11 protein-coding genes (1 of these 11 cut by a window edge) are annotated in these 12,165 nt (G+C 53.6%); 5 read left to right on the forward strand and 6 right to left on the reverse strand.

Annotated features, from left to right (window positions below):
- The first annotated feature begins 88 nt into the window (after window positions 1-88).
- Window positions 89-1,690 carry a glycosyl hydrolase family 18 protein gene (locus tag IM299_RS23050; RefSeq protein ID WP_305038807.1) on the forward strand — a complete coding sequence of 534 codons (1,602 nt, stop codon included), beginning with the start codon at window positions 89-91 and terminating at the stop codon, window positions 1,688-1,690.
- Between the two features lie 63 nt (window positions 1,691-1,753).
- On the forward strand, window positions 1,754-2,281 hold the full coding sequence (locus IM299_RS09995; RefSeq protein ID WP_041911166.1) for a cytochrome b: 528 nt from the start codon (window positions 1,754-1,756) through the stop codon (window positions 2,279-2,281).
- Here IM299_RS09995 and IM299_RS10000 read toward each other — a convergent pair.
- Window positions 2,244-3,440, reverse strand: a complete 1,197-nt coding sequence (locus IM299_RS10000; RefSeq protein ID WP_048957809.1) for a hypothetical protein — start codon at window positions 3,438-3,440, stop codon at window positions 2,244-2,246. The genes IM299_RS09995 and IM299_RS10000 overlap by 38 nt on opposite strands.
- A 167-nt stretch (window positions 3,441-3,607) precedes the next feature.
- On the opposite strand from IM299_RS10000, the gene IM299_RS10005 reads away from it, so the two are divergent.
- Together IM299_RS10005 and IM299_RS10010 are read left to right on the forward strand one after the other, a co-directional pair.
- Complete coding sequence (locus tag IM299_RS10005; protein ID WP_120247323.1) at window positions 3,608-3,826, forward strand: ANR family transcriptional regulator; 219 nt, start codon at window positions 3,608-3,610, stop codon at window positions 3,824-3,826.
- Window positions 3,827-3,871: 45 nt separating this feature from the next.
- Window positions 3,872-4,621, forward strand: a complete 750-nt coding sequence (locus IM299_RS10010) for an A24 family peptidase (protein ID WP_047363879.1) — start codon at window positions 3,872-3,874, stop codon at window positions 4,619-4,621.
- Between the two features lie 117 nt (window positions 4,622-4,738).
- On the opposite strand, the gene IM299_RS10015 is transcribed toward IM299_RS10010, so the two are convergent.
- The 5 genes from IM299_RS10015 to IM299_RS22910 all read right to left on the reverse strand — a co-directional run bounded on the left by IM299_RS10015 (window position 4,739) and on the right by IM299_RS22910 (window position 9,296).
- On the reverse strand, window positions 4,739-6,505 hold the full coding sequence (locus tag IM299_RS10015; protein ID WP_193357428.1) for a lytic polysaccharide monooxygenase: 1,767 nt from the start codon (window positions 6,503-6,505) through the stop codon (window positions 4,739-4,741).
- Window positions 6,506-6,521: 16 nt separating this feature from the next.
- Complete coding sequence (locus tag IM299_RS10020; protein ID WP_193357429.1) at window positions 6,522-6,959, reverse strand: hypothetical protein; 438 nt, start codon at window positions 6,957-6,959, stop codon at window positions 6,522-6,524.
- A gap of 378 nt (window positions 6,960-7,337) precedes the next feature.
- Window positions 7,338-8,324, reverse strand: a complete 987-nt coding sequence (locus tag IM299_RS22900; protein ID WP_370567638.1) for a S8 family serine peptidase — start codon at window positions 8,322-8,324, stop codon at window positions 7,338-7,340.
- Between the two features lie 18 nt (window positions 8,325-8,342).
- Window positions 8,343-8,801 carry a hypothetical protein gene (locus IM299_RS22905; protein WP_227013074.1) on the reverse strand — a complete coding sequence of 153 codons (459 nt, stop codon included), beginning with the start codon at window positions 8,799-8,801 and terminating at the stop codon, window positions 8,343-8,345.
- Between the two features lie 45 nt (window positions 8,802-8,846).
- Window positions 8,847-9,296, reverse strand: coding sequence for a hypothetical protein (locus IM299_RS22910; RefSeq protein WP_227013075.1), 450 nt, complete (start codon window positions 9,294-9,296; stop codon window positions 8,847-8,849).
- A gap of 502 nt (window positions 9,297-9,798) precedes the next feature.
- Here IM299_RS22910 and IM299_RS10030 point away from each other — a divergent pair.
- Window positions 9,799-12,165: the 5' portion of an inverse autotransporter beta domain-containing protein gene (locus IM299_RS10030; protein ID WP_193357430.1), read on the forward strand. The gene runs 57 nt beyond the window's last position; the window shows 2,367 of its 2,424 coding nt (coding positions 1-2,367); it begins with the start codon at window positions 9,799-9,801; its stop codon lies beyond the right edge, outside the window.

The following is a 12,165-nucleotide window of genomic DNA, read 5'->3' on the forward strand; positions in this document are numbered from 1 at the left end:
AGTGAGCTGTTCTCCTGTTTTCAGGAAGATGAATATCCTATCTTGCGGGACAGGATTTCATTATTAAACCTGGAGCAGGATATCTCCCATGTTAAAGAAAAATAAAATATCTCTGAGCGCTATCGCCGCGGGGCTGGCGTTAAGCGGAATGCTGGTCAGCACGTTTAGCCATGCGGCCGCAACCGACGCCGCCTCACAGATGCCGGATATCAGTCAGAAAAAAATTCTCGTAGGTTATTGGCACAACTGGGGAATTAACCCGGAAGAGATAGACAAAGCGCGCGGCTATCAGGGAGGCTTACCTTCTGATATGTCGCTGCGTGAAGTGCCGAGAGGCTACAACGTCGTCAACGTCTCCTTCATGAAAGTCATGGATGGGCAGAGCGGGAATATTCCCACCTTCAAACCCTACAACGCGAGCGATGAGGAGTTCCGCGCTCAGGTTGCTGAGCTGAACGAGCAGGGGCGCGCGGTGTTGATTTCACTGGGCGGCGCTGACGCGCACATTGCACTGAACAAAGACCAGACTAAAGCGCTTGCAGCGGAGATTATTCGCCTGACCGATCGCTATGGTTTTGATGGTCTTGATATCGACCTGGAGCAGACGGCCATTACCGCGGCTGACAACAGTACGGTGATCCCGGCGGCGCTGAAAATGGTGCGCGACCATTATCAGCAGCAGGGCAAACACTTCATCATCAGCATGGCGCCAGAGTTCCCCTATCTCCAGGCCGATCGCGGGGTGAACTACAAAGCCTACCTGCAAAATCTTGAGGGCGTGTATGACTTTATCGCTCCACAGTATTACAACCAGGCGGGCGACGGCGTGAATATGATGACGCAGGAGGAGAAGGACGAAGTCGGTGAATGGTGGCTGCCACAGGAATGGGGGAAGGGCTATAGCGACCGTCAAAAAGAGCTTTTTCTTTACTATCTCACCGACAGCCTGGCAAACGGGACGCGCGGTTATGTGAAGATCCCGGCGAACAAGCTGGTGATTGGTCTTCCGGCCAACCCGGATGCGGCAGGAACCGGCTATGTGCGAGACGCGCAGAGTGTCTTTAACGCACTTTCGCGACTGGAAGCGAAAAATGAAGCGGTAAAAGGGCTCATGACCTGGTCAGTGAACTGGGACAATGGCAACACTAAAAATGGTCAACATTACGGCTATGAATTTCTGAACCGCTACCAGAGCATCCTTGACGGCAGTCTGCCGGATGGGGGCGACGAAACGGATACTCAGGCGCCAACACAGGTGCAGGGCGTGCAGGCCACGCTGAAGGGGCTGGATGTTTCGCTCAGCTGGCTGCCAGCTAAGGATAATACTGGCGTGGCGGGGTATGCCATCTGGCGCGGTCTGGAAAAGATCGGTGATACCCATGAACTCAACTTTACTGACACCCAAACCCAGCCTGGCATGAGCTATCGCTATACGGTCATCGCCTATGATGCAGCCAACAACTTCGCCACGCCGAGCCAGCCGGTCAACGTTACCGTGCCCGATAATGACGATGGCGGAGGCGAAGAGGGCGGCCAGGGCGGCGACGTTACCCCATTCACGCCGGGCAAACTCTATGCCGTAGGGGATAAAGTGCTCTATGAGGGCAACGTTTATCGCTGTCAGATTGGCCATACAGGTGCCAGTCATTGGTCGCCGGATCGGGCCCGCAACTTGTGGGTAGCTGAATAGCCTCTTTCTTAAACAGCATGGCTTCGCAGGGAGCCGTGCTGTTTGTTTTACAGGACAACGACTATGCAAACTTCTCTGGTTATTGCCAAACGTTACGATCGGTTTTCTCGCCTTCTGCACTGGGTGGTCGCAGCCGTCATTATCTACGCGATGTGCATGGGTTATATTCTGCACGCGCTGGAAGGAACCCGCTGGTTTACCTTCTTCTCCGTGCTGAATATGTCGCTGGGTACCATCGCCACGCCTGTCATGATGGTGCGCTTCGTCTGGCGTTTCTTCCGCCCTTCGGTGCCCTATCCGGCAACGGTAGCCGGACGTAAAAAACAGCTGGTGGTATTTATTCATGAGCTGTTTTATCTGACCATTATGGTGGTGCTGGTTAGCGGTTTTCTGATGCTGCAAAAAGACTACAACCTGTTTGGTCTGGTGCCGGTTTCCCGCCCGATTGCCATCGCCGAAGTGAATGCGTTTTTCTTCCAGGTGCATCGCTATAGCTGCATTCTGCTGGGTGTGATTCTGCTTGGGCATGTCGCGGCGGTGTTGAAATACACCTTTAGCGGGCAGCGGGAGATTCTGCAGCGGATGCTGTGAGAAAGAGGCTCACTCCCCCCATCAGATGCGCGGTGTTGCCGATCCTGTGAAACATCACCATCCCGCGCATCTGCCTTCCGTGCAGCGTTTGCAGAACAACTTCCCGGGCAAAGCTGCTTTCACGTTGCTGTGAGTACCAGGCGCGAAAACCGGGCAGGAACGGCGTATCGCAGTGTGCGTCCAGTAGCGTCAGGGTGCTCAGCGTCTTTTCCTCATCAGGGAACAGCGCTTCCGTACTGCCTTGCCAGTGGATCTCCTCCTCTGGCATCGAGAGGCGAAACACGACGCAAGAACCCGTCTGCGACAGGCGAATAATGATGGCACTGGTGCTGGCCGCGAGCGCCTGTTGCTGTTGGATCCAGCGGCGGTACTGATATAAACAGTTGGCAAAAATCGCCGAAAATACCAGGTACCACTGCGCCTGCCAGATTGCGGGGATGAGATCGGGCGTTAGCGTGTAAAAAATCCCTTCCCGCTGCTGGGTCGCCAGCACCACAATCAGGTATTGAATAAGCAGCAGAGCGCCAACGCCGCGTCCGGAGAGCGCAAACACGCTCAGTAAAACCACCGTCGTTTGCACCAGCAGCAGGTTTAGCCCCTGCCAGAGCGGTGGCAGGAAAAAGTACCCCGTCATCAGCACCAGGGTATTCGCGGCAAGGAGCAGAGCTTGCCGCCCGTTAAACCGCGGGTGCGACGGCATTTTGCTCTCACGCAGCAGCGGCAGAATGGCGAGAATGCCGGTTAATGCCGCCAGCACCCAGGAAAAAAAATGCAGAGGCGCAATCGGATACCCTGAGAGTAACAGCGCCAGATTAAGCAGCAGGCTGCCGCAAAAAATGCTGAAGATTAACTGCAGGGGGTAGATCAGTTCACCAATAATCGGCCTGCGCGCAAAACGCAGCGCAGGCAGTTGCGCATTCAGACGAAAGACGGCGACGCACAGTGGAAATATCGCGACGTCGAAGAGGGCGAACAGGCACGCCAGCGTGAGCGGGCGGCCTATCCAGACGCCAGCAAACACATGCAGCAAGCCCGCGGTAGCCAGCCACAGCGGCCACTCTCGCGGGGCCGTCAGCCATAACGCGGCGAAAAGCAGCGGCGCCGGGAGCCAGAGCGTGGTGGAGAGGCTCCAGCTATCCCGCGTATGAAAGCTCAGCAATGCCAGCAGGATATAGAGACCCGAAAAGGCCAGCCAGCGGATAATATTGGTAATCAGCGTTGTTCTCCCACTGAGGCATTCAGCGTTATTCAGGTATTTATCATTTTAAGCTCAATTATTTTATCGTCGCTATTGATACGCTGGGATTTTTTCTAAAGGGCTTAACGATGGACTGGCAAAGCGACAAACGCGATCCTGCTACCCTGTGGTTTTCACTTTCTTCACGAGCGGCAGAACATGAACAGGGAAAGGAGTGGCATATCGCGGCATTATTGTGGAAAGAAGCGGCACAATATGCAAAAGCGCATCTGAATATTGAATGGGCGAACTTGCGCGGAGACTTTTGTACTTTACGTGCAAACAGGCTGCCTAAATATAACGAGTAGTCTCTGCTATTATCGGAGATTGCATGTCCCTCAGAGTGTGGAACCATGGTTGAGAGTGTAATACTCGTTTTTAGCGTTTTTCTGGGCGCCATTATCGGCAGTTTTTGCAATGTCATCATTTATCGGCTCCCCTTGATTCTCCACGGTGAAGCACTCTCTTTATCGTGGCCTGCTTCCCATTGCCCACGCTGTAAACACCCCATTAAATTTCGCCACAATGTTCCTCTGATGGGCTGGCTGCTGCTGCGCGGGCGCTGCGCCAGCTGTGGTCAGGCGATATCGTGGCGCTATCCGCTGGTTGAAGGGCTTATGGCGCTGCTGTACGGGGTGATTATCTGGCAGCAGGGCATCACGCCGCAGAGCCTGTTCGACCTGCTGGCGGTGACGTTTTTGCTGCCGCTGCTGTTTATTGACCTGCGCACCATGCTCCTGCCCGACCGTCTGACACTCCCGCTGCTAGTGATGTCGCTAGCGTTTGCCGTCAGCGGCTATAGCCGGGTGGAGCCAACGCAGGCATTAATCGCCGCTCTGCTGGGATTTGGCGTGCCCTGGACGCTCTCTTTGCTGTTCCGTTTATTGCGCGGCCATGAAGGGATGGGGATGGGGGATATGAAACTGCTGGCGGCGATCGGGGCGTGGCTTGGCCCGCTGGCGCTGCTGGATGTTTTTGTTGCCTCGACCCTGCTGGCGCTGATCGCGGCGTTGATTCTGTTGCGGATCAAACCCGGTCAACCGTTTCCCTTCGGACCGTATCCGATTATTGCCGCGATAGGGTGGGTGATCTTATACCGATAAAAAAGCGCCGGAACGAAGGGGCGATTTCCGGCGCAAAAATGATAACGAAAGTGTAGGCAGGGAATGATAATGTGAGGCGCGGGTCAGTGAAGACCCGGCCAGAGTTAACTTACAGTATTATTTGCACTCTTTAGGCATGTTGGCAGCACCTTCTTTCTTCCAGACGCCCCACTCGCCATCGGAACCAGGCTTAACGCCTCGGGTTTCCCAGCTGTTCAGCCAGATGTTGCCCTCATAGCTCACTTTTTCACAAGGTGTCTTGTAAGTCTTGCTGTGATCCCAGGCTTTTACATCGGTTTGCGCCGGGCGCAGCTTGATCACCTTCGTTGCCGTAGAGACTTTACCGGTGTCAGGCGCCGTCACTTTCACCTGCAGCGTCACGTCCACATTGTCGGTATACGGATGTTTACCCATGAGGTTGGTGCTGAAGTTATTTGGTGACGAGATCTGAATCTTATCGGCGTGATTCAGTGCGGACCATTCAATTTTTGCCCCTTTTAACGCGTCATTGTTTTTGGACACGACGGCGGCAGCAATAACGTCACTGCCAACGATGGTGTCCTGGTTGTTGCCCGTATTGATCTGCACATCAGAAGCCTGCTGCGCTTCCTTCACGGTCACGGTGATATCGTCGGTGCTGGTTTTGCCATTTTTGGCCGTCACCGTCAGGCGATAGGTCACTTTACCGATTTTGCCGGGTTTAATCAGCGCACGGGCTTTTGCAGCGTGGACGGTTGAAACCCATTCGCCACCGTTAGCAACCTGCAACGCACCAATGTCCTGTCCTGAAACGATAGTCCATTGGTATTTTTCAGCATTGACGCTTGCGGAACCGTTAAGGTCATAACCACGTGATTCACTGTTGCTGTAAACGGTGAAGTCACTGCCTGCCTTCGCCTCCGGTGCCGTGCTATCCGCTTCAGCTTTGGCATTCAGGGTGACGGTTTTTGAATCACTCACGTTTTTATCATTGGTGACGGTCAGCTTCACGTTGACGGTAAAATCGCTCTCAGGTTTAGCCTTCAGGCGAATGCTGGCTTTAGCACTGGTGCTGTTTTCCAGAATGACCTTATCGGCATTGCTGGTGACGGCCCAGCTGTACTTCAGCTCTTTCCCCGTTGAGGCGCTACCGTCCAGCGACAGCGTGCTGGTTGACAGGTTATGACTGGATGGCGTGACGTTGGCCACCGGTTTGGTAATGACTTCACCGCCAAAATCGACGTCAATCATCTGATAAAATGCGTTATCGGTATCGCGCACGCGCCAGACGGCATAAATTTTCTGCTTACCTTCACGCTCCGGTACGTCGCAGGTGTGGGTTTCGAAGCCTGTCGGGAGCGAAATATCGGCCGACGGGTTGCCTGGCGCATAGGTATAAACCTTATGGCAGAATGGCTTATCTTCAAACATTGCCCTGGTCAGTCGCGAATCCGCACCCGGAACAGACTGCCAGTCCGGCTTAGTGATGTAGTAGGTAAAATAGGTGGTGCGGTGCTTAGCCGGTAAATGCCATTTAAACTGGTGCGGACCCGCAGACATCGGGTTGTTGTAGGTATTCTGCTTTTCGTCATCAAGCTTGCTGAAGGCGGGAGTTGCCGTTGAACCACCGCTTGCCAGTTTTCCATCCGGCGGGAACTGGAATAGCTGTTCGTTGGCGATCGGGGTTGGGCTCATATCGTTGCCAGCCGGGAGCTTCGGCGCTTCCACGGCGTCAGCAGGCCAGACGTTACTATGCTCACCTTTATCGTTCATCGGCGGGAAATGAATCACCGAACGGGATTTTGGTTCAAAAACATAGCCATGCGCCAGTGCGCCCGTGGAATACATACCAATCAATGCCACGGCTAACGCCGACGTAATATTATTCATCTTGAGTAGTTTCAAAATAATCTTCCCTGAATTAATTGAAGGACACTTCTACGTGACTGAGAGGGTTGTTCTGTTTGGCATACACCTTATTTGGCTCTGACTCATCAGGTGTAATCTCGCCGTTGCTGTGCCTGAAACCGGCACGCAGTTCGGGGTGCTGCTGATTGATAGCCTGGGCGAGGGCGTAGGACCAGTGGGCCTCTTCGCCAGCAAGAATGGTGACGCGCGTTTCCAGATTTGGCAGTTCGGTTCCGTCGTTAAAGAATCGCGCACGAATCGTTTGCCCTTCAACCACCTTCACTTTTGCACCGTTGACGGCGCGTTCCAGTGAGCCAAGTTCTTTCATGCAGTTTTGGTGACCCTGTTCGCAGTTTGCTGCTGGCGAGGTCGTGGCGGCGTTGGCTGAAACGCTGACGCCCGCCCCTGCCAGTAACGAGGCAAGGACAAAAGCAGATCCTGTTAATTTCATAAGTTCCCTTATTTATTACTGAACAATAACGAAAAGTTAATCTCACCTGCGGCGCAGGTAAAAAGGCGTTATTACCGTGTGATAACAGGGACAAATAGTAACGGGAGGAGACAACCGGCTTGAATAAGAGACTTCTCTGAGCAATTAAGAGTCGGGGAGTTTCGGCAGAGAAGAGCGACCGTTCGTGCTGTAAAGAGGGCGGAGCGCGACAGAGTATGAAATAGTAATGCCAATTTCAGTCCTTGACGCGTATTAATAAAATCTGAGCGAGTACGGAGTTTAAGAAATGACGTTTTTACGGTTGTCCTGAGTGTTGAATTAATAAAATAAAGCCTGGCTTATATCCAGGCTTTACTATTATGTTAACCAAAAGGGTTTTTAAGGGCAGCTATTATTAGCTGCATCCGACGTTCGCCATGCCCCCCACTCACCGCCGCTTCCTGGCTCTTCTTGTCCTGCGTTGACATACCACTGATTCAGCCAGATTTTGCCGTTATGCGATACGCGGGTACATTTCACCGGGTAGGCGATCCGCGGGTTATACGCTTCTGCGCTGTCATCAGGAATATCAGGTAACTGTGGTTTTTTCACCGTTACGGTGATCTTCTCAGCGCTCACGCTTCCGTCTTTGCCCGTGACGGTTAACCAGTAGGTTGCTTCTCCGTCTGTATTGGCGGGAATGAGTGCCCGGGCGGTAGGCCCTGAAACTTCACGTACCCAGCCTCCGGCATGTTTCTCCTGTAGCCAGAATGTGCCAGTACTGTTTTTGTCGATAGTCCATTTCCAGGAGACGGCATTCTTGCTGGCGCTCCCGTCTAACTGATACGCACGGGAAGAATCGGTCGTGCCGGTAACGGTAAAGCTTTCTCCCGGCACTGCCTTTACTTCCTCCTGTTCTTCCTCTTTGAGTTCCAGAATCCTGGCTACCGCTTTTGCCATATTGGGGTGAGTACCTACTTTCGCTGAATCCCCCGCAGCTAAAGGTGTTCCGGTTTCCTGGAGAATGGAGCGCATCTGTTGAGGCGTGACGGTGATATTGTGCGCTTTTGCAATGGCCGACAGGCTGGCGACCACGCTTGCGATAATCGGGTTCGCGGAGGACGTGCCGGAGAAACTTGAGGTGTATTCCGCATTTTTTATGCTATGCAAACCGCCGTAACCCGTAGTAACCACATCCCAGCAGCCCCAGCTGGCGCTGGTCACACGTGAGCCATAGGTGCTGAAAGAGGCTTTTTTGCCATTGTTTGCACAAAACGCGCCCGCAATGATCGCGCCGGAATCCCGCTTTTTAACGTCAAATTTTCCATTAAATCCTGCGTGATCGAGGTTGATATTGCCATTGCCTGCCGCCTGAATCACGTGCACGCCCTTATCCGTCAGCGCTTATATCACGTCATAATAGGCTGGAGCGTTTTCCTGGGGGACATAGCAAGAGGAGGTGCAACCTGTCACATCTCCTCCGCCGGTCTGCATACCAATTTGCACCACATCTCCTGCCTGGAGTCTGGGGATCATATTGTAGAGATTATTGGCCTGCCATTTGACGTATCCCATACGGGCGTTCCACGTCAGACCTTTGATGCCCGCACTGATATCTTTCGCCGCCATAATCCCGACGGAGCTGGTGTCGTGATCTTCGCCTGGCGTATAGCGCTTATCACCTTCATGGAAATCGATCGGCGGCAAATTCACATGGCTGGTATTCCATGCGTTGTTTTCCATTGAGACCAGCGAAATGCCGCTACCATCGTGCCCTGAATACTGATTTACGCTGTCGCGATTAACGCCACCCATATAGTAGCCGGGCCGTTTTTCATCTGGCGATTTGGTGTAATCCTGCAATCCACGAAAATCCGGGACGGTGGCCTGGCTGGTACTGTTCAGGGCTTAGCTCAGCCCGGAATAGGGCGGCAGGTCGGGAGCCGTGACCCCCTTTTCCAGCGACACCGGCATGGATTCCGGGTAAGCCAGCTCAATATCTTGTCGCGCCGCCAGTTCATTAATTACGTCATTGATATATGCCGCGTCGTGTTGCTTATCGGCTGGCAGGGCTATACGTAAATAACGGTTAAAGCCGTAGCGTTCATTAAGCGCATCCATCTCGCTTAATTCACTGCTGCGCAAATGATTTGCCGTAAATAACGGACTCACGGCGAGGGTACTGTCGCGTAATGAAAAGGGTGAAGAGTTATTAAGCGTTGTACCGGGTTTTAATTTCACGATAACGGAGAGATACGAAGTGCCTTCCCTGGCTTGCTCGAGCGTGACGGAATTTTGCGCAAAAGCGGGGGCGCTCAATAGTGCACAAATAAGCAGGGCCAGTCCAGTTTTATTCATGTCAACGATCTTCCTTATTAAATGACATCCAGAGTATTGCTGGGATCATCCTGCCATTAGGGGAAAACCTGCATAAGAAGAAGGTCAGCAATAAAATTGCGAGGTGTCTGTTCCAAGTTAAGAATTACCTGCTCCGGAAAATATACGGCTGAAATTGGGCTGAGAAATTTATGAAGCAGGCTGAAAGAGTTGTTAAACATCAATGCCTAAGTATTGAATTTAATGAGGGGCGGAAAATCTCATGAACATCTCCTGATTACTGTATGGAGTTTAGGAATTATCTGGATCTTAATATCGCTAACCAGGGAGTTTAATTAATTAGGGATGCGTCACAATGCCCAGTGTTTCGTACTGTTCTTTACGTCAAAAATTATCCGTGTGGATAATCCTTTTACATTATTTATTTTCCATCTTTTTGCTCACGGTTCCCCCCGTCGCGCGGGCGCAAACTGAAACTCACGCAACCATTGAAAGCGAAAGCAATCAGCCCCTGCGGGATAAAATGGCTGGCATGTGGGGAAGCGCCCAACAAAACGGCGCGGGTGATGCCCTGCGCGGTGCGGCAAATAGCGAGGTGAATGCCGCGTTAACCCAGGAAGTGGAAGCGTGGTTAAACAATATCGGCGGGAAAGCCCGCGTTACGGCAGACGTCGGTATAGGCGGGAGCGATAGCCGCGACTTCGGGCTGGACTATCTGTGGCCGGTTAAAATCTGGCAACACGACATTCTGTTCACTCAGATGAGCGCACACCGCTGGAACGAGCGCGATATCCTTAACGTTGGCCTGGGCTGGCGACATACCTTTAACCCGCATCTGATGGCGGGTGGAAACCTCTTTTTCGATCAGGATGTCACGCGCCACCATAACAGAATGGGGGCCGGCGCTGAGCTGTGGAGCGATGGGATTCGTGCGTCCGCGAACTACTACCTGCCCCTGAGCGGCTGGCGTCATTCTGACGACAGCATGTTTAATGACGATCCCGACCGCTATGAACTGTATGAACGTGCCGCCCGCGGCTGGGATCTCAATCTGGAGACGGCCCTTTCACAGCACGTCGCGCTTAAATTGGGCTGGTTCCAGTGGTATGGCGACAAAGTGGACGTTAACGGCAGCCGCAGCGAGGCCAGCCACAATCCTCACGGGCTTAACCTCGGGCTTAAGTGGCAACCTGTGCCGCTGGTAGGGGTCAGCGCGGAGCAGAGCATGATTAGCGGGCAGCGGGATAACTTCTCTGTGGGGCTGAATTTCCACTGGGAGTTTGGCCGAAAACTTTCCGAGATGCTGGCAAGTGAAAATGCGGCGGCTTTGCCCTCGCTCATGCAGTCCCGCACGGAGTTCGTTACCCGTAATAACAACATCGTTCTCGCCTATAAGCAGGAAGAAAAAGACAGACGTCTCTATTTCAGCCCGACGGAAAAAACCACGCAGGCTGGCGTGCCTTTGCTGCACGCGGTGAAAGGTGGGCAGGGGGGCGTCATTCGCTACACCTCCTCCAGCACGGCGATCGCGACCGTGGAGCCGGGCAGCGGTCTGGTGAACCCAACGCATCGGGGCGATGTCACCATCACAGCGACGGAAACGTCACCTGTCGATCCGGAGCACGTATTAAGTTCCGCCAGCTATCACCTGACCGTGACGCCGGGCGATTTTGCCCCTTCCGTCGAGGGCGTTGCCATTAAGGGGGACATGTCCCCGGGCCAGATCCTGGAGGGGAGTTATCTCTATAAAAGCAATGAAGGGGAGGATGAAGATCCTGAGAAAACCCGGCTGCGGTGGTATGACGCAGAATCAGGCGAGACGCTGAAGGAAGGGAGTGCTACGTATGAGGTGCAAACGCGTGATATGGCCCGAAGCGTGGTCTTTGAAGTCACACCGTTCAACAAAAAAGGTATCGCGGGTAACAGTGGCTCGGCAAACGTTAATGGTAGCGCGAAGCTAGGCGCACTGCATATTGGCTTGATGACGCCGGGCGAAGTCCGCCCGGACGGCAGTGTGAAGTTTTATGTTCAGAGGAATGGCGCTCTGCAACTACTCACTGAAGTAAAAAACGATAAAGAGGAGGCGGTGGGAGGGCTGACGGTTTACTGGACGAGCCAGAATGCGTTGGGTCATTTGTCACAACACGTAACGCACACCAACCCTAAAGGCCAAACGTCGGTGAGTGTGGAAGAAATTATGAGCAGCGGTCAGGATCAGATCACGGCCTCGCTCTCTCCGCTGGTAGCAGGCTATAGCGGCAACGTTACTGAAGATAATGGCAGACACAGCCATATGAAATTGAACGTCAATTTTGCCAAAGCCGACAGACTGACCTTCATTCAGCCTCCTGAGCACGCAATGGTGGGCGCAGCCCAGCCATTTACGGTGAAACTCACCGATCAGGATGGCGAAGACTTTAAAACGAGTGTTGATATCGCCTGGCAAAGCAACGGTCATCCGACAGACCAGCTGAGCCATACCAATGATCGGGGCGAAGCAAGTATTACGCTGACAGCTCCAACGCTGGTGGGGACAGACTGGGAGGTAACCGCTACCGTAGAAGGCGGAAACCCTGTGACGGTAAAAATTCCCCTGGTGGCTGATGTTGCAACGGCAAAAGTCAGCGCGCTGGAGGTGATCGACAATAACGCCGCGGCAGACGGGACGGACACCACCCGCGTCAGGGTGACGGTGAAGGACGCCCACGAGAACCCGGTTGCCGGGCAGGTGGTGAATTTCAGGTCAGGAGAGGGGGTTATCCTTCCGGCAACGGCAACGACGGAGAAGGACGGCACCGTCACCGTCAGCCAGACCAGCCTGAAGGCCGGGGAGTTCCGGGTGGAGGCCACCACCGGCGATAACTGGACGCAGGCGAAGTCTGGCCTCGTG

It is taken from the genome of Enterobacter cloacae complex sp. P47BA, assembly GCF_014930485.1.
Lineage (GTDB): Bacteria > Pseudomonadota > Gammaproteobacteria > Enterobacterales > Enterobacteriaceae > Enterobacter > Enterobacter bugandensis.

What these genes read in the sequence shown, in the direction of transcription:
- IM299_RS23050 (WP_305038807.1), top strand. Translation starts at nt 89, where the DNA reads ATGTTAAAGAAAAATAAAATATCTCTGAGCGCTATCGCCGCGGGGCTG.
- IM299_RS09995 (WP_041911166.1), top strand. Translation starts at nt 1,754, where the DNA reads ATGCAAACTTCTCTGGTTATTGCCAAACGTTACGATCGGTTTTCTCGC.
- IM299_RS10005 (WP_120247323.1), top strand. Translation starts at nt 3,608, where the DNA reads ATGGACTGGCAAAGCGACAAACGCGATCCTGCTACCCTGTGGTTTTCA.
- IM299_RS10010 (WP_047363879.1), top strand. Translation starts at nt 3,872, where the DNA reads ATGGTTGAGAGTGTAATACTCGTTTTTAGCGTTTTTCTGGGCGCCATT.
- IM299_RS10020 (WP_193357429.1), bottom strand. Translation starts at nt 6,959, where the DNA reads ATGAAATTAACAGGATCTGCTTTTGTCCTTGCCTCGTTACTGGCAGGG.
- IM299_RS22910 (WP_227013075.1), bottom strand. Translation starts at nt 9,296, where the DNA reads ATGAATAAAACTGGACTGGCCCTGCTTATTTGTGCACTATTGAGCGCC.